The sequence below is a fragment of the Leptospira ryugenii genome, assembly GCF_003114855.1.
Classification (GTDB): domain Bacteria; phylum Spirochaetota; class Leptospiria; order Leptospirales; family Leptospiraceae; genus Leptospira_A; species Leptospira_A ryugenii.
The window spans coordinates 516,374-533,223 of the sequence record NZ_BFBB01000008.1 but is presented as its reverse complement, the minus strand read 5'-3'; the positions used below and the strand labels follow the sequence as shown (position 1 = coordinate 533,223).

The following is a 16,850-nucleotide window of genomic DNA, read 5'->3' as shown; positions in this document are numbered from 1 at the left end:
AATGCCAAATCTACTGTAAAATGGCAAGGCTTTCTCGGAGGCCAGCAACATGAGGAATAGCTATTTTAGGTTTTCCATTGCATCTTTCCTTTTTTTAATTCTACTGAATGGACAGAGTCCGGCAAAACCTACTCTATTCAATGCCTTTGGAACGACTTCCATTCCTAAAGGTTATGTGGAGGCTGTAGAAACATATCTGAAAGCAGAGGATCTGATTCGGTCCGCAAACTATGCAGCGGCCAACAGTCTCCTAACAGAATATTGGCGGTCAAACCCTGAAAGTACAAGTAGCATTCCTGAAAATGCAGGTGGGATTTTTACAGGCCACCCACCTGCTTATGCTTCCCTTCAAATGATCACAAAGGTTGCAAATGTACTATCTTCTGGCATCCCCAAGGAGAGAGAGACATTCCGATATACAATCTTAATTCCTGATTCAGCCACTGGTTATGATCCGTCAAATCTTGGGGATGCGGAATATAACAAAGGTAAACCTGTATCTTATCGCATAAGTCCGAAAATTGCAGCAAACCAGTATCAGGTCCTAAAAGAATCAACATGGCTTTTTGCTGAATATCTAAGTGCTCTTTTTGAAGGGCAGGTGAAAGTCATCATTGAAATAGTTCCACTGAAAGTGAGCCTACCGATTGAAATGCAAAAGGTGGCGGAAGGCGCTTTTACAAGTCGACCTGAACAAAAAGCAATGGAGATCCTTTGGCAGAAAGTTCCAAACAGTATCAAACAAAGAACCGATTTTTGGATGCTAGTATTTCCCTCTCATAAACCTTCCAATCAAGAGCTGAAAAAGACATACTACTTTACTGGTGGAGGAATGGGAACAGCCTATAACGGAAGTCCATTGATTCTGATTGATGATGAGTTTCTTTTAAGAGCTCAACCACATTTTGGCGTGAATGAAAAATCCTTTGATTCACTGGAGAGGAGACTCTATATTCCTCAGTTTTTACAGCATGAATTTTTTCATCATATCTATCGAAACTATACAGAATTTAAATTGGAGGCCAAGGGCCACCAATGGCATGACCGTAGTTCTTGGCCTAAGGATTTTGTTGGAAAATTCGAATCTGATTATTACCAAGAATCATTTGAGAAGAGAATCAGGAGAGCAGAGCCTTCATTACTCTCTAAACTGCGATTCCAAGAGCCTTCCAAGGAAGTGTGGAGTAGTTTACAAAGTGATTCAATGATCGGACAATATGTACGAGAACCAGAGGAGAATGATTGGCATCGAGGTACAATCGTGGAAGACTCATCTACATTGTATTGGGAAAACGAAGCAGGTGTACGTTGGAGATTAACAGATAACAACGAAGGTGAATTAATAAAAGATGAAGGAACTCCTTACTATGAATATCCTCTGGGAAAATCCTTCAAATTAAAAATAAAACGTGATAACAGCGGTAAGTATTCCGATCAAATCGATGGTTTTTATTTCAATGGTGAATATTATCGAAAGATTGAATGAGCTTTAGAAAAAATACTGAATCTCAGTAAAAACACCCGAGTTCCGTCTTAACAATCCAAAAAAGGAGGTCTGATCAGATCCAGAGTAATGTTCACCCCCTAGTATCCAATAAAACTGGTCCGAGATCGCATACTTTAATTTAGGACGAACCAAGTAATCTCCAGAAGTTACATACCGTACATAACTTACCTCTCCTTCCAAGGTTTCATGAAACCATTTGTAAGAAAGTCTGAGGGAAAAGCCATGTAAATGTTCAAACAATTGATTTGATATGACTTGGCTTACCCTTGCTATAGAACGTTCGTATGGATCTAGGATCTGGTCTGTATTCTGTACAAAAAATGTTCTCTTGTAAATATATTGAATGTTCACATTTAAATACTCTAAAAAAGTTCTATCTCCACCCAATACAGATTGCCAATTTGAATTCTTTATAAATAGATCTTTTCCATTCGGATCGGCGGTGTGTATATAAGCTGTCTCTCCTCGTAGTGAATACTTTCCAATCACTTTCGAGACATCCGCACCATACATATGAATTCGATAATGATTTGCGGTAGTTTGCAGTGAATTAGCTTCCAAAACTTTGGCATGGTTTAGTTGGTAGCTAGGAGACAGTTCCCAAATTGCTACTTGCGTTTCATTTGTAAAAATTCTCGGTACTCTTCTGATTCCCAAATCTGGGCTCAGATCGTACCCTTGGTAATAAGAAACTGAATAATCTACCTCCCCACCTGATTTTTCCCATTTTAAAGCGAAGTGGTTCTGCACTCCAGATGGGTATTGGATCCGATTGCTAAGTGGATATCCTTGTTCTGGTATCGGAACAGTATTTCCAACGAAGTAAGGAAGGGAAATGAACTGAAAGGAATGGTCTTTCCAAAAGTATTTTGCAGATGCTGAATAGGCACCTAATCTTTGTTCACTATCTTCAGGAACTAACAGGGTAAAGTTTCGAGGCGAGATTTGGTCGGTAGGATTGATACCATCCGCCCTACCCCAAAGAAACAGCCTTCGACCAACACTGAATTCCCAATCACCCCAATTCGTCTGGAGATATGCTTCTCTCAAACTTCCCCGAGAAGGAGAAGTGTTCGTTGCACCTTCTTTTCGAATCCAACCATCTACAACTATTTTTGTATTTTCTGAAAATTCATATTTAGATTTTAGCCAGATGCTTGGCACACCGATATTGGCTTGGTTATCTAATGTCCTCGAAGACGTCCAAGCTCCAAATCTTAGAGATCCTGTGTATGAGAAAGAAGAATCCTCCTCAGAAGCTATGCTCTGAAGAGGAAAAACCAAGAAACAAATTACGAGATAGAGCAATCGAGATTTCACGTTTAAATTCCCAATTAATCTCGTTCCAAAAATCGAGTAGAAAAGTATTTATCCTCAAGCTCAGGCTCTACTTTAAAATTTTCAGTAAGGATGACTGTTTTATGACCTGTTTGTACATTTTGTACCTCTGCTTTCATTGACCACCACTTGTTTTTGTTGGGCTCAACCAATTGGTAATCTGAGAAAGCAAATTTTTTAATTAAGTCACCGTTTTCATCATAAGCTTCACCTGCCAGAGTAATGAAATTGTCTTTTTGGATTTTTAAGACTCTTTTCGAATATCCGGTTTCAAAAGTGGTCTTCTCCGATTTGGGAGTTGCCTCGATCGTATAACAAATCTTTCCTGATATTGTAGTATCGCCTAAATTTTTATACACCCAATCGTCTGTTTTAAATCCAACTACATCAGCATACGAAAAATCTGTTCCAACGAAACTATCCTTTTTGCCTCCCGCTGCAATCTTTCTTACTTTCTTCAAAGCAGGAAGATAAAGAGAAATATCATCTTCACCATTATGATTCTCAACCAACAAGATTCCCGTTCCTTTAGCATCGGCTGGGGATAGAAATTTTGTGCTTCGAGTATTATCTATACCGTTATTTGCTAGTTTGGTGTAAGAGATTGTTTTTCTCTTTCTCTCTTGTCCGTTTTTATCGGTTAAGATAAAGGTAGACTCACTGACAGATCCACTTACCTTTAAGACCTGATTGCTTTTTTCTACCAATTTGTTTAAGTCAATTTTCTCCTGAGCTTCAATATTTCCAAAGACCAGCGATAACCAAATCGATGCTCCAAGTACGATATGTCCGTTGTGTATTTTGTGCTTTTGATTTTTCATAAATCTTCTCCTTTGATTTAATTTAAATTAATCTGCGTAGATAAACTTTGGCTTCAGATGGAAAACGGCCGCAGTTAAAACAATGAGTGCCGAAAAAGAGCTCGTTAACATGGCGAGTGGAATGAATATACCCAGATAGATGTGCGTATAAAAACCAAAGGAGAAGATTAGAATCGAATACCCTCCCGCTAAAGCTGTCGCAACAAATAGGATAGCTTTTCCTGCAGACTTCAGAGCTTCCTGGATAGCCCTTCTATCATCATTGTGCTTTGAAATCTCTTCTTTGATTCGGAAGAGCAGATAAATTGAGAAGTCAGCTCCAACCCCAACAACGAGCGCAGAGATTAAGGATGTTGTGATATTTAAAGGAACACCAAATAGTCCCATCGTCCCAAAGTTTAATGCTAATGAAAATATTAGAGGAATGGCCGCCAAAATACCAGCTAACAGAGAACGAAATACCAAACCAGTGACTAGAATCACGACACTTATGATTTGAACAATATTTAAGACCTTTCCTTCGACCATCACCTCATTGAGAGCGGCGCTGGTTGCATTACTTCCTCCAATTGAAACTTCAATAGATTTAGGTGCGTTTTTTTCTACGAAATCTTGGATCTTTTTTACGAGCAAACTTGTCGCTGTTGTACTATCTGTCTTCATAAAGACAGTCACATTCGCCATACTATAATCAAAGTTTACATAGCTATCAAAATCACCGGGATCACCTGAAATAGAATAGAGAAGCAAATACTGAGAAATCAATTCTTTGTCTTGAGGGATTGCAAAGAATTCCAAGCGATCCGCATTCATTGCTTGGTTGATTTTCATTACTAGATCAACGATTGAGATTGATTTCCCAACCTCTTTTTCCGATTCCACTAAGGCTTGCAAATTTCTTATGAAATTCAAAACCTCAGGCTCCTTGATACTATCTTCCTTCCCTTTAATCAGAAGATTCATCGTATTTGTGCCTGCGAGTTTTCCGCTAAGAAAATGGTCTTGGGTTATGGCTGGTCTATCTTTTGATATCGTACCTTCAGCTCGATTCTCAACGACTAAGAAACGACTGCCCACAAATCCAAAGATTAAGATAATGAAAGAGATTCCAAAAATCTTACTTTTTTTATGATTTAAAACTGTGTTTGAAATAACTTTTATGATTTTATCCCAAACTCGTTCTGAAGATTCTTTGTGAATTTCATCAGATTTTGGTGGAGATAGTATCGAACGAAGAGAAGGAATCAAAGTCATTTCAATCAACAAGGCACTGAAAATCCCTAAAGCCGAGAAAATACCAAAGGTTCTGATAGTTGTGATTCGAAAGAAAAGCAAAGATAAAAATCCCAAACAAGCGACAGAACATGCGATGATCATAACAGGTCCTACTTTTGTGAGTGACTTGATAACCGCTCTTTTATTGGCTTCATCGTCTGAAATTTCAGAATTCTTTTTGATGAGATTGTATTCTTCATAGTACCTCTTCAAAATTTGAACAGCATGTCCAGCGGCTACTGCTAGAATGAGTATAGGAGTTGTCGCATTAAAGACATCTAAAGGAATTCCTGTTAGGCTAATCATTCCTAAGCCCCAAATCACAGCGAAGATAGCAGTAATCAATGGCAGGACCAATCCTTGGTGAGTACGAAATGCCTCATAATGGAGGATACCAATTATGAGAATTGCGATCGAAAAAAAGATTCCCATCCTAGCAGAGTATCTTTCTAACCATGCAAGAAAGTAAGGCAAACCACCTAAGTTAAACTCTAAAGAATCTGTTTCATATTTTTTTAAAATTTCTTCCGTTTGTGTTACAATTGGTTCAAATCTTTTTGTGTCTGAATCAATTTCTAAATTGATGGTTGTGGTCGTTTGGTCCTCTGAAACCAGAATATTGGTGTATATAGGATTTTTTGTGATCGCACGACGCAGTGCCGTTTTATTTTCTTCAATGGAATAGTTGAGTCTTTGGTCTATGATAGCTTTAACAGACAATCCAGAATCGTAACCTTCGATATTTTTAGCTTTTTTGGCAGCCAAGCTGATCGAATTTGCAGCGTTAATGCCTTCGATCCGATTTAACTCCTTTGTCAAAGCGATAACTCGTTCGATCACTGCAGCATCATAAATATTACCATTGCGATTTGTAATACCGATTGAGAGGATAAAATTTGAACCAAATACTTTCTTCACAGTATTTGATGCGATGATAAAGGGATGGTCCTGTGGTAAGTTTTTATCCGGATCCAGTTCGATAGTGAGATTTTTGATTTGAAAGCCCAAAAAGAGGGTTACAGCCAAACAAAAGCCCAGAACCCAACGATTGTATTTCACGACCCATTTGAGATATGATTTCATTGATCTGCGTTCCTTTTTCTATCGGTGACACTTTTTTGAGCACTGATAAATTTTATAACACCAATCATTTTTTGAGCTTTGTTTGTCAAGAAAGAGATTGATTTTTCTTTGAAATGTGCTAAAAAAAGTTATGGCAATCCAAGACCGTAAGTTACGGGAAAAAGAAGAAAAGAGAAGGCTGATCTTGGATACAGCGATGAAACTCTTTGTAACTGAAGGATTTGAAAATGTCTCCACTCGAAAGATTGGAGAAAAAATTGAATTTAGCCCGACTTTGATTTACTTCTATTTCCAAAGTAAAGAAGAAATCCTGTACACTCTCTATTTAGAGGGCTTTCAAAAGCTAATGGATAGATTGAGTGATACCAATAAGATCCACAATCCTTTGAAAAGATTAGAAGAAGCGATTCGCCTTTCGATAGATTTTTCCATAGAACAACCAGAGTATGTCTATCTTATGCTTTCGATTCGGCCAGATAATAAATCATCTGACTATAAGTGGGACCAAAGTTTGCGGGTGAAAGATTTTTTTGGTACAATCACCAAAGAGGCATCTGACCAAGGTTATATTGAAGCTAAGGATTTAGAAATGCTCAACCTTACTTCTTGGGCATACAACCATGGCATTTCTTCCTTATATTCTATGTCTAAGGCGAATGATTTTCCGTACAAATTGGATAGAGAAACACTTTACCAATCTGTAAAGTTCTACATCAAGTTAATCTCTAAAAAGAAAAAAACAAACCAGCACTAAGAAAGCATATCGGGTGAAAGAGCCCAGATGATTTGCCCATGTGCAAACTTTTCTCTGGCAACATTGATGGCAATTGTGGATCCAGGAAAAAAAACTAAATTCTCAGCCGTTCGGCTGTTTCCCAAAAGTTCTGCTGCGAAGAAAGTAATGTCTGGATTATGTCCAACCAAAAGTACCGTATCCGAATTGGAAAGAGAACTCAAACAGGACAAAAAATCAGAACATTTAGCACCGGATGCAATGGGATCATAAGCAACGGGCTCCCCTTCAAAAGAAATTTCTTCGGAGATGATTTCGGCAGTCAATCGAGTGCGAAGGTAGGGACTGTAAAACAACTTGCTAACTTTGAGTGGAGTATTGCGAATGAAACGCCCAATTTTATGAACATCCTCTACACCTTTATCGGTGAGAGTTCTTGCCTGATCTGATTTGACGGAAGCTGGGTCCTCGGCTTCCCCATGTCGAACCAAAATGACTTTCATCTTGCGATCTCCTAGTCCAAGTCTGATTTCTCTTCCCTAGACCGATACAAAAATTCAGTAAATTCTTGCGAATTTCTGAATCCACTGTTTAGACTGGGAATATGAATGATAAACCGTACCGAAAAAATGTGGGGATGGTTGTTTTTAACGCAGACAAACAGGTTATCGTTGGTGAGCGAGTAAATTTTCCTGGCTCCTGGCAGTTCCCCCAAGGCGGGATAGACGAAAACGAAGACTATTTAGACGCCGCCAAACGAGAATTATACGAAGAGTTGGGGATTAAGGATGCGACTTATGTTGGTGAATATCCTGATTGGATTCCCTATGATTTTCCAAGCCAACTTCACCTTCACAAAAGTCTTCATAAATACAGAGGACAACTACAACGTTGGATATTGTATTTCTGGAATGGAGACATTAGCCAGTGTAATCTGGAAATCCATGAAGTTGAGTTCAATTCAATCAGATATATGAATATTTTCGAAACCATTGATGCTGTCGTAGATTTTAAGAAACCTGTTTACGAGAAGTTTGTTCCAATTTTCTCTCAACTGATGGAAAATTACATTGCAGATAAGTTGAAATAGTTCACAGTCTCCTTAGGAGCCAACCATTGGGAAAATCAGAAGAAAAGAGAGCACGGATTGTCGTTCGAGGAACTGTGCAAGGTGTCGGATTTCGATATTACATTTTACAAAAGGCACAAGAAATGCGGCTCAAGGGCTATACTCAGAATCTACCAAATGGCGAGGTAGAAGCAGTGGTAGAAGGCGACAAACTATTTATTGAAGATTTATACCGTGCAATGCAACGAGGGCCTACCAAAGCAAAAGTGAAAGATCATGTCATCGAATGGAGTGATGCCAAAAATCAGTTTAAGACTTTTATGATTAAACGGTAATTGTATGAAAAAAAGAAGATTAGGAAAAACAGGATTAGTCGTATCAGAAATTTGTATGGGTACTATGACTTTTGGTTCATCTTGTGATGAGCAGGAAGCATTTCGTATCTTAGATCGCGCATATGACGCAGGCATAGATTTTTATGATACTGCGGAAATTTATCCGGTTCCTCCGCAAAAATCATGGGTTCACAGAACAGAAGAAATCTTTGGAAAATGGTTAAAATCAAAACCAAGAGATGGAATCATCATTGCAACAAAAGTTTCTGGGCCTGGGCATGGATGGTTTAGCCCACCTTTAAGAGAAGGCAAAACTTGTTTGGACAGATACCACATTCGCAAAGCCATTGAAGGTTCTCTCACACGATTGGGAATAGAAACTATCGATCTTTACCAAACACATTGGCCTGACCATGATATGCCATACGAAGAAACAATGGAAGCCCTATCCGAACTAAAAGATGAGGGAAAGATTCGTTATGCTGGTTGCTCAAATGAAACATCATTTGGTCTAATGAAAAGTCTTTGGATATCAGATAAATATAATCTAATTCGTTATGAATCCATACAAAATAATTTTAGCATTTTAAACCGTAGATTCGAAGATGAATTAGCCCAAGTTTGTAAAAAAGAAGGGGTTTCTTTATTGCCTTACTCTCCACTTGCAGGAGGGGTTTTGACAGGAAAATACAATTCACAAACTCCACCAGATAATGCTCGTTTTGTGAAATATTTAAAAGAGGGGGATAGACAACAGAGAATGTCCAATCGTTTCTTAAATGATGCAACACTGGCCTCTACCGCCGAAATTTTAAATATCGCCAAAGAAGCTGGTATGAGTGCTACTACCTTATCGGTTGCCTGGAGCAAACAGCATGATTTTGTAGCTTCGACCATTATAGGGGCAAATACCGTGACTCAGCTTGAAGAATCTTTGAAAGCCAAAGATATAAGCCTCGGAGATGATGTTCTGAATAAAATCAACCAATTGTCAAAAAAAATACAATACCCCATGGGATAAAAATGAAAGGACTACAAAAGAATCATCCAATGAAGTTCTTTTTTTCAAACTTAATTGTTAAGTTTGCATCTATCTTTCTAGTCTTTATGATTTTACCCGAATGCTCAACCTTTGGTCCACGAAATAACCAGAGTTCATTGATCATCTTACAAATGACACTGCAAAAAGATGAACTTTTGTTAGATGAACTTATTGATCCCCGATTCCAAAAGGTTACTTTGCGAAAAGGTGATTCTACATATGAGTTTTCAGAGAACTCAGGCGATTACTATTACTTTCAAAATCTCAAAGAAGGCCAATATGAAGTCTACGATGCAGTCCACCTACTGAATCGTGGGGCTTCTGACTTTCCGTATGGCTCAACCAAACAAACTCCTAAGATCGATATAGATTTTGACAAAAAGGATATAGAGGCAACTAGACTAGAATTAAAACCGGGAACGGTTGTTTTTATGGGTACCTTTCATGTTAAAGTGAATTTTAAATACAATGCAGAGCCTGAAATTAAGATGGTCTTTTCTAAAAATCTAGAAGATGAAGAAGCGGCTTACGATTATCTATACAAAAATTATCCCAAAAATGGTTGGGGGCAAAAAGCTAAAACAAGAGCTAAGTTTTTGCAATCTATTGGCAAATAAACTGTTTCAGACGATTGTGATTTGATCTGGTGCTAAATGAGGAGTGCTATTGAAGCTGACTGGCTCCCAATTGTTTCCCTCTCTCTTAAAAACACTCAATGAAGAGTTCAGAATGTACTTCATAAAGATTGGAAATCTCTCATAGGCGATTCCAGTAGCTAAACCCATCGCGATGGCGACCGGAGTACTGGAAGTAACAATGAGGGTGCTTTTACAGTCCCTAGGAATTGCCTCCAATGCGGATTGAATCCTAGATACATACTCTGGGAATGTATATGGTTCCACCTTTCCCCAAGTACCAAGAACCCAATCTCGTAAAACTTTCTGGATCAATACTTGAAAGTAGTCTCTAGTTAGTTCATCTTGATTTTCCCAAGCTGATTTATATTTTTCGTAGGTAGCAGCAAAGTCTGTATCTACATTTCTTATTTTTGCTGCGATAGATAACCACATACGTGAATCAAATTCATCCCAATTCGGATTTTCAATTGACTGAGGTACACAAAACCCTTCTTTCGTGAGGACTGAAAGTATGCCTTCACATGTTTGCTTTTGCCTTCTAAGTGAGCCAGTAAACGTGGAGTCAAATTCTATGTTTTGTCTCAAAAAATAGGCACCTAGATTTTCTGCTTGAGTATATCCAAGTTGTGTTAGTTGATCATAGTCTTTTCCAAGTCGATCAGCTTGGCCATGTCTTACTAAATAAAGATAGGACATTAGATACCAAACCTGGGATTTGAAATGGATAAATTGTTTTTTAAATGATTTTTTGTAATTTTCCAAATTTCTGAATGGCAATCATCTATTTTTTTTTCACGAATCAATTTGGCTAGATGGGCATATTGTTCCGAAAGAAAACGAGATTTCTCTATATTTCCCATACTATTAGATTCTAATTTTATGAGTTCACTTTGTAATTCAGAAAGACTTGTTAGGGATTGAATTTCGGAATCTACGAAGGATTCTTCTTTTTCCCATTCCCGAGAAATAACTCCGAGCATATTCCAACTAACAAGAGCTTTATAAGATAAAAGTTCTTCATTTTCTAATTTAGGGAGTAAATCTTTCATCAGAAAATCTTGGATCGCTATTAATAAATCTTTTGCGTTTGGTCTATATTGCATTTTCAAGGTCCTCAATTAATCTCATCGCTTCCCATTCCATTTCGGCAGTTCTTCTACCAATAGCAGCCAATTCTATTCCTTTATCTTTACCGGAAAGATGACGTTCTGCTTGTTGTGCCGAACCTATCGCCCAACGGATATTGCCCATAATTTCCCAATATGTTACCTTTTTAGGGTCTACTTTGATTTTTGATTCTGTTTCATAAGCTTCATAAAAATCGATGCGATCTCCAAATCCGCCTACTTCTTTATTTAATTTTCCAAATCTCCAATCACGCATACAAAGCCAAGCAATGTCCTCATGCCTATCGCCCCAATGTGCAAACTCAAAATCCAAAATACCTTGTAGACCATTTGGATTGATCATAAAATTTCCAGTCCTAAAATCTCCGTGGACCAATACAATTTGATCGATAGTAGGTTGGTGGCTTTCCATCCAATTTAATACCAACTCAATAGCAGGATGCGCTTCAGGCAATTGATCCAAAGAATTTCTAAGTTCATGAATACATGAGAGAATATATTTTTCCTTAGCTTGGAACTTTAATTTTTGATTCAAATCGTCATTTGTAACTGATTCAGGGAGGATACCATGTAACTTTGCTAAGTTGGAGGCAAGGTCATTGACCATTCCATTTTTTCGGTAATGGTTCAACTCAGAGTCTTTTGTGATGTATCTACCTGTTGCTCTACCTCCTATCTTTTCCATTAAAAAAAATGGTGTACCAATCAATTCGCTGGACTCTTCTAGTAGGATAGGCTCCGGAGTTTTCACTCCAGCTTTGAATAACAATTCGGCAACTTGAAACTCATCTTTTTTGGATAAAGATGAGAGAAGCGAAGCGGCTTTGTCTGTTCGTAGCACTACCTCTTTGATTTCAAGTTGATCTCCTTTTTTTGTTTGTAGGGATAGAGCATAATTATCTTGGCACGCACCGCCACTTAAATGGAGGACATTTAGTATCTTTACATCCTTTTGCCAAACGGACTTCAAATGTTCTTCAAGGTTCGAAACAAATTTTTCAGATTCCATTTCCTAGAATTCCCATTTATTTGAAATGAAGTTTCGGCCGATTACCATCTTATGTACCTCGGAAGGTCCATCCGCTATCCGTGCTGCACGAGCATCTCTATAAAATAGCTCCAATGGCAAATCCCTAGAATATCCTTTCCCACCGCATATCTGTATCGCAGTATCTATGGTATTGCAAAGTGCCTCGCTAACTTTCCACTTCGCCATAGAAGTTTCCTGTCTTGCATCAAGTCCCTTTTGTAGCATCCAAGCAGATTTCAAAGTTAATAAAAAGCCCATTTCAATTGCTGTCGCACATTCAGCAAACATCCACTGAATGCCTTGGTGCTCGGCTATTTTTGCAGAGAACACTTCACGTTCCTTTGCGTATTCCCTGGCGATCAGAAGAGCTCTTCGAGCCATACCTGTCCAACGCATACAATGGGTTAAACGAGCTGGGCCTAATCTTTCTTGTGAAAGACGGAATCCTTCTCCTATTCTTCCCAAAACCATATCCTCTGGTACTTCCACATTTTCAAAGGTAAGTTCACAGTGTCCACCTGGACCGTGTGAACCCATTAGCTCAATTTCACGAACCATTTTATACCCTTTAGCATCGGTGGGAACAAGGAACATTGTAGTTTTCCGAAAGCTTCCATTTACCTTTGCCATAACAATCAAATACTTTGCACCATTCGCTCCAGTACAATACCACTTATGACCATTAAGAATATATTTATCGCCGACCTTCTCTGCATTTGTCTGTAGAAGGGAAGGATCCGATCCAGCACCGGGCGAAGGTTCTGTCATGGCAAAGGCAGTCCGTAATTCGCCCTTGATAAGAGGATGTAAGATAAGTTCTTTTTGCTTTTCAGTAGCTGCCAAAGAGAGTAGGTGCATATTTCCTTCATCTGGCGCATCACAATTGAAAATGTAAGGTGCAATAGGTGACCTTCCAATTTCAGAAAAGATGATACAAGTTCCAATTAAGTCTAGTCCTAAGCCACCTTCCGATTTGGGAAGGTGAGGCGTCCAAAAACCAGATGCCTTTACTTTAGCACGCGCTTCTTGGTTAAGTGCCTCTGGCATTCTACCTTTTTCATAATCATAAAATTTTTCTAAAGGGATTACATGTTCATGAATGAATTCACGAATACTTTTACGAATTGTCTCTACTTCTTTAGGAATTTCAAAGTCCATAGAGACAAAATTATGATTTTAGAATTAGATTGGAAAACGTTTTTATTAGTGAGCTTGAAAAAATGGTCTTTGTCGTTTCGAATTTCTGCGAATTTCAAAGTGCAAATGTGGACCGGTCGTTCTACCTGTGATGCCTACTTCACCGATGATTTGTCCCTTTTTTACTTTCTCTCCTTCTTTCACTAAAAATTTTGAAAGGTGACCGTATCTGGTTTCATAACCCATGATATGTTTTACAACGATTAAATTTCCATACCCACCTTGGATGTTGGCAAATTGTATAGTTCCATCTTGTGAAGCGTACACAGGTGTTCCAATAGCAGCCGCTAAATCAATGCCTCCATGAAACGTTACTTTTTTTGTAAACGGATCCAATCGTTTTCCAAAAGATGAGCTCATGGCAAAGTCTTCTAATGGCACTGAAAATCCAAATCCATAGAAGAATGATTTTTCAGTTTTTCCCATAACAAGCCCAGGAAAAAACCACTTCTCTCTATTTGAGTCATATTGCATTAGTTCGGGATCGTATTTATATTTCTCAGCTAATCTAAGTTTTGTGTCTTGTGAGCTGTCAGTTATCTCAGGATGAAAAACGCCACGCATGTTGGGAATTTCTAAGACCATCCCAGGCACCAAATCGTGAGGCGAACTCAATTCATTTACCGAGGATAGAGTTTCCATATCCATCTGGGTCCTTGCCATGATCTGGAAAAACTGATCTGTTTTTTTGACTTTATATTGGTAGTACTTTAACGGAATGATTCTCTCAGAAGCTCCGCCCGACTTTGAAATGCGCAGGTTTTCCTTGATATCTGCTCTGAGTTCTTTGAGGGCTGGGTTGGAGTATTCCAGATTGGCGAGGACCAAAGGACTCGCAGATAGTTCCCCATAAATGTAAACAACAACCAAAAAGATCCATTTTAAAATGAATAAGGAAAACAGCTCTCTCACCTTTTCATTGTCGGATGGGTCCAAAAAAACGATGACGACATTATGGGACTGGCAAGCATGGGAAGTAGATGAATTCTCGTTTTTTTGAGATTTTTCGCCTGACAACTTTTGCCTTGGGCATGATTTTCATTGCGAATTTTACGTTCACCCTTATCTACCAGCAATTCATACACTCCGTCAATTTGAACGACAGAATACCAGAAGAACTCACGGAAAGTTTGAATGAAGATGCAGCCAACCCAGACGTATCTTTCAAAGAATCATTCAGCAAAGTGCGAAAGGCTATCGAAGGAATTGAGAATGAATACCTTGCAGAGGTAAAGGCTAATCCCGAAAAAAGTTTTGAGCGCTTTTATGATATTATGCTCAAAGACAAATTATACTTTCTCTTCCTCCAATCTCTGTTCTGGGGACTTTCCTATGTTGGTTTGGCTTACCTAATTTTGAAAAAAATTTTAAAGTACGACCTTTGTGATTTAAGTGATGAACTTTCCTTTCAAAATCTCTCCACCGGAATCAAAAACGGATTACTGATATTTTTTATTATTTTGCTCGTTGGGGTTCTGATCAAGTCCTTAGGCATTGAGGCCAATCCCGGACTTTTCCCTGCCAAACTATTCCACGAACTGCAAGGAAATGCCAATCTTCTCGCTTGGTCCATTTACACTGTTGGTATCATGACTGGGATTTTGGAAGAATTGTTTTTCCGTGGTTATCTTTTGAAAAGTTTTATCGATAAAGGCTATGGCCAAGAAGGACTTCTCATCATTTCCCTGTTATTTGGGTTTTTACATTTTGGTATTGGAACATCTGTTGTAGTTCCGTTTCTCATTACATTTGTGGGTTTATTTTTTGGTTTTTTGTACTTGAAGCATAAGAATATCTGGGTACCGATTGCCTGCCACGCAACATACAACAGCTTAGGTCTGCTCATTGCTTACTTTAGAGGTGAATCTCTGTGATCTGGAAATTCTGTATCATCTTATTTTTTCTTTTTCCATCACTGGTCTCGGCAGGCGAGACCATAGAAGTCCAAGGTTCACCAGAAGATTTAAACGTGAAACTACTTGCTATTTTAAATAAGCTGGATCCTGACTTCTACTCCGAAGAAAAAACGCGCGGCTTTGTGTATCGTTATCGCAATCGCTGGAGCAATCCTTTTGACTTTAACATTTACATAGGAAAGGTAAGTAAAACATCTCCAGATTCCATCTTGAGAGTTGAATCTCCGCGCACCGGGCAAGAACGAATGTGGAAACAAATCTTTGAACAAGAGCTTTTACAAAAAGATCCAGGTCCCGGAGCTGTAAAGCTCGGTACAAAATCACATATTATCTCCCAAGGATTGAATTTAGTCACTCCTATGGCATCGGTAGGATACAATTCATGGAACTCACCTCTCTTTAGCGGGAGAGATACCTTTGTGAGTATGGCAATATATTTTTTAACAGATTTAATTTTGGTTGGTGGAGCATATTATTACGCAGAGTCCAATCTTCCAAATAAAAACATTTGGGACAATTTAGCCAACCAAAAGGGTCCAGGAAACGTCTGGGATAGCCCGAACGCTGTAGGAATCTTCACTGCATTAGCAGTTTCAAGAACCATACGTGCGTTTGATGCTTGGGAAGACACAAGTGCCCACAACAAAGCAGCACAATTTAATTGGTCGTTTAGGTTTTAAAAAGATCCTTTACGGCATCGCGAGCGCTGGATTTCTCAAAGTCATCCCTCTCTATTAGCGTAAGGTCCAGATTTTCTTTTTGGATGCGTGAAAGTATCTTACCAATCTCTGCAGGATTGGTTAACTTTGTTGCCAAATATTTGAATGTTATGCCACACTGAGGGCAAGATTTATCCTTCAGGTAATTGAGTCCCAATCGTTTACAATTGCCGCAGGTTCCGTACAAATCATCTATATAGAGTAGATGCTTTCGGATCAGGTCTCCATCAATCTGCTTCCAAACTCGAATGAATTTTGAATTGTTTCCCTGATTCTCTTGGCCCATAATTGAAAGAAAGGTAATTTATGAAACTTGTCAACCAGCAATCATCTAAACTATATCTTGTTATGATAGGAATCAGTGGTTTTTTAGCAGTTGCCATTGGTGCTTTCGGAGCACATGCTTTAAAAGGTATCATTCCACCCGAGAGGATGGTAATTTTTGAAACGGGTAACAAATACCACTTTTACCATACAATCATGAGCCTGATCGCTATTTACTTTTCTGAATTCACCGACAATCGAATTTGGAAATGGGCAAGTGGTTTCTTTCTGATTGGCATAGTTTTCTTTTCATTTAGTCTCTATGCCTTAGCAATCACTGGTATCAAAATATTAGGTGCCATTACTCCTTTCGGAGGAGTATGTTTTTTGGTAGGATGGGCTTTCATTCTCTTTGCGAGTATTCAATCTCGCAAAGTTCCATAAAAAAATTGTCCTTTCTTCTGGATAAGATTTCTCGTAATGAGACCGTCCGCAATGATGAGTAGTCCTTCAGCTGCGGATTGTTTTGCTTCTTTTGGTGCATCTTTTTGCAAAGCCATCATTTCGTGTACGTATTTCCTTCGTTTGATGTCCAAAACACCTAACATAGATCCGCTAATCTTAGAATCTAGTTCCAAAAAGGCTAAGGCCAATGTTTGCGGTGGGGTTTCCAAACATAAATAATACAAAGCTCTATTGTCAAAATAGGAGAGTTGTTCGATTTTTTCGATGTGAGATTCCGAGCCTGACATATTT

At 38.6% G+C, this 16,850-nt stretch carries 20 protein-coding genes; 9 read left to right on the top strand and 11 right to left on the bottom strand.

What is annotated here, in order from left to right; all coding sequences use genetic code 11:
- Positions 1-49 precede the first annotated feature (49 nt).
- Complete coding sequence (locus tag DI060_RS15225; RefSeq protein WP_108977794.1) at positions 50-1,486, top strand: hypothetical protein; 1,437 nt, start codon at positions 50-52, stop codon at positions 1,484-1,486.
- Positions 1,487-1,489: 3 nt separating this feature from the next.
- Here the strand turns inward: DI060_RS15225 and DI060_RS15220 are convergent, their stop codons facing one another.
- From DI060_RS15220 to DI060_RS15210, 3 genes are read right to left on the bottom strand one after another with little or no spacing between them, the layout of a single operon-like run.
- Positions 1,490-2,827, bottom strand: coding sequence for a hypothetical protein (locus tag DI060_RS15220; protein ID WP_108977793.1), 1,338 nt, complete (start codon positions 2,825-2,827; stop codon positions 1,490-1,492).
- Positions 2,828-2,841: 14 nt separating this feature from the next.
- The gene (locus DI060_RS15215; protein ID WP_108977792.1) at positions 2,842-3,666 is read right to left on the bottom strand and encodes an outer membrane lipoprotein-sorting protein; all 825 of its coding nucleotides are present in this window, start codon (positions 3,664-3,666) and stop codon (positions 2,842-2,844) included.
- 27 nt (positions 3,667-3,693) lie between these two features.
- On the bottom strand, positions 3,694-6,024 hold the full coding sequence (locus DI060_RS15210) for an efflux RND transporter permease subunit (protein ID WP_108977791.1): 2,331 nt from the start codon (positions 6,022-6,024) through the stop codon (positions 3,694-3,696).
- A gap of 130 nt (positions 6,025-6,154) precedes the next feature.
- On the opposite strand from DI060_RS15210, the gene DI060_RS15205 reads away from it, so the two are divergent.
- Entirely contained in the window at positions 6,155-6,778 is a 624-nt protein-coding gene (locus DI060_RS15205) for a TetR/AcrR family transcriptional regulator (protein ID WP_108977790.1), read from the top strand.
- Here DI060_RS15205 and sixA read toward each other — a convergent pair.
- A complete protein-coding gene (gene sixA, locus DI060_RS15200) occupies positions 6,775-7,260 on the bottom strand; it encodes a phosphohistidine phosphatase SixA (protein WP_108977789.1) in 486 nt (161 codons plus the stop codon). The two genes, DI060_RS15205 and sixA, sit on opposite strands and share 4 nt — an antisense overlap.
- A gap of 101 nt (positions 7,261-7,361) precedes the next feature.
- Here sixA and DI060_RS15195 point away from each other — a divergent pair, with 101 nt between their 5' ends.
- The 4 genes from DI060_RS15195 to DI060_RS15180 are packed head-to-tail and all read left to right on the top strand — an operon-like array spanning position 7,362 to position 9,820.
- The gene (locus DI060_RS15195; protein WP_108977788.1) at positions 7,362-7,847 is read left to right on the top strand and encodes an RNA pyrophosphohydrolase; all 486 of its coding nucleotides are present in this window, start codon (positions 7,362-7,364) and stop codon (positions 7,845-7,847) included.
- Positions 7,848-7,873: 26 nt separating this feature from the next.
- Positions 7,874-8,161, top strand: a complete 288-nt coding sequence (locus tag DI060_RS15190) for an acylphosphatase (RefSeq protein WP_108977787.1) — start codon at positions 7,874-7,876, stop codon at positions 8,159-8,161.
- A 4-nt stretch (positions 8,162-8,165) separates the two neighbouring features.
- Positions 8,166-9,182 carry an aldo/keto reductase gene (locus DI060_RS15185; protein WP_108977786.1) on the top strand — a complete coding sequence of 339 codons (1,017 nt, stop codon included), beginning with the start codon at positions 8,166-8,168 and terminating at the stop codon, positions 9,180-9,182.
- Between the two features lie 2 nt (positions 9,183-9,184).
- Positions 9,185-9,820, top strand: a complete 636-nt coding sequence (locus tag DI060_RS15180; RefSeq protein ID WP_108977785.1) for a hypothetical protein — start codon at positions 9,185-9,187, stop codon at positions 9,818-9,820.
- Positions 9,821-9,826: 6 nt separating this feature from the next.
- Here DI060_RS15180 and DI060_RS15175 read toward each other — a convergent pair whose 3' ends face one another.
- From DI060_RS15175 to DI060_RS19275, 5 genes are read right to left on the bottom strand one after another with little or no spacing between them, the layout of a single operon-like run.
- Positions 9,827-10,537, bottom strand: a complete 711-nt coding sequence (locus DI060_RS15175) for a histidine phosphatase family protein (protein ID WP_108977784.1) — start codon at positions 10,535-10,537, stop codon at positions 9,827-9,829.
- Positions 10,537-10,944 (bottom strand): DUF6285 domain-containing protein, encoded by a 408-nt coding sequence (locus DI060_RS15170; RefSeq protein ID WP_108977783.1) that lies wholly within the window; start codon positions 10,942-10,944, stop codon positions 10,537-10,539. The genes DI060_RS15175 and DI060_RS15170 overlap by 1 nt, the downstream gene beginning before the upstream one ends.
- The gene (locus tag DI060_RS15165) at positions 10,934-11,977 is read right to left on the bottom strand and encodes a phosphotransferase family protein (protein ID WP_108977782.1); all 1,044 of its coding nucleotides are present in this window, start codon (positions 11,975-11,977) and stop codon (positions 10,934-10,936) included. Before DI060_RS15165 ends, DI060_RS15170 begins: the two co-directional genes overlap by 11 nt.
- 3 nt (positions 11,978-11,980) lie before the next feature.
- Entirely contained in the window at positions 11,981-13,156 is a 1,176-nt protein-coding gene (locus DI060_RS15160; RefSeq protein ID WP_108977781.1) for an acyl-CoA dehydrogenase family protein, read from the bottom strand.
- A 45-nt stretch (positions 13,157-13,201) separates the two neighbouring features.
- Complete coding sequence (locus tag DI060_RS19275; protein ID WP_439956936.1) at positions 13,202-14,107, bottom strand: LysM peptidoglycan-binding domain-containing M23 family metallopeptidase; 906 nt, start codon at positions 14,105-14,107, stop codon at positions 13,202-13,204.
- A 68-nt stretch (positions 14,108-14,175) separates the two neighbouring features.
- Between DI060_RS19275 and DI060_RS15150 the strand changes: the two genes are divergently transcribed.
- Both DI060_RS15150 and DI060_RS15145 read left to right on the top strand, forming a co-directional pair.
- Positions 14,176-15,069, top strand: coding sequence for a CPBP family intramembrane glutamic endopeptidase (locus DI060_RS15150; protein WP_108977780.1), 894 nt, complete (start codon positions 14,176-14,178; stop codon positions 15,067-15,069).
- Entirely contained in the window at positions 15,060-15,791 is a 732-nt protein-coding gene (locus DI060_RS15145; protein WP_108977779.1) for a hypothetical protein, read from the top strand. The genes DI060_RS15150 and DI060_RS15145 overlap by 10 nt, the downstream gene beginning before the upstream one ends.
- Here DI060_RS15145 and DI060_RS15140 read toward each other — a convergent pair.
- Positions 15,781-16,116, bottom strand: a complete 336-nt coding sequence (locus DI060_RS15140) for a hypothetical protein (protein ID WP_108977778.1) — start codon at positions 16,114-16,116, stop codon at positions 15,781-15,783. The two genes, DI060_RS15145 and DI060_RS15140, sit on opposite strands and share 11 nt — an antisense overlap.
- Before the next feature lie 20 nt (positions 16,117-16,136).
- Here DI060_RS15140 and DI060_RS15135 point away from each other — a divergent pair, with 20 nt between their 5' ends.
- The gene (locus DI060_RS15135; protein WP_108977777.1) at positions 16,137-16,538 is read left to right on the top strand and encodes a DUF423 domain-containing protein; all 402 of its coding nucleotides are present in this window, start codon (positions 16,137-16,139) and stop codon (positions 16,536-16,538) included.
- Here DI060_RS15135 and DI060_RS15130 read toward each other — a convergent pair.
- The gene (locus DI060_RS15130) at positions 16,517-16,846 is read right to left on the bottom strand and encodes a hypothetical protein (protein WP_108977776.1); all 330 of its coding nucleotides are present in this window, start codon (positions 16,844-16,846) and stop codon (positions 16,517-16,519) included. The genes DI060_RS15135 and DI060_RS15130 overlap by 22 nt on opposite strands.
- Positions 16,847-16,850: the final 4 nt, after the last annotated feature.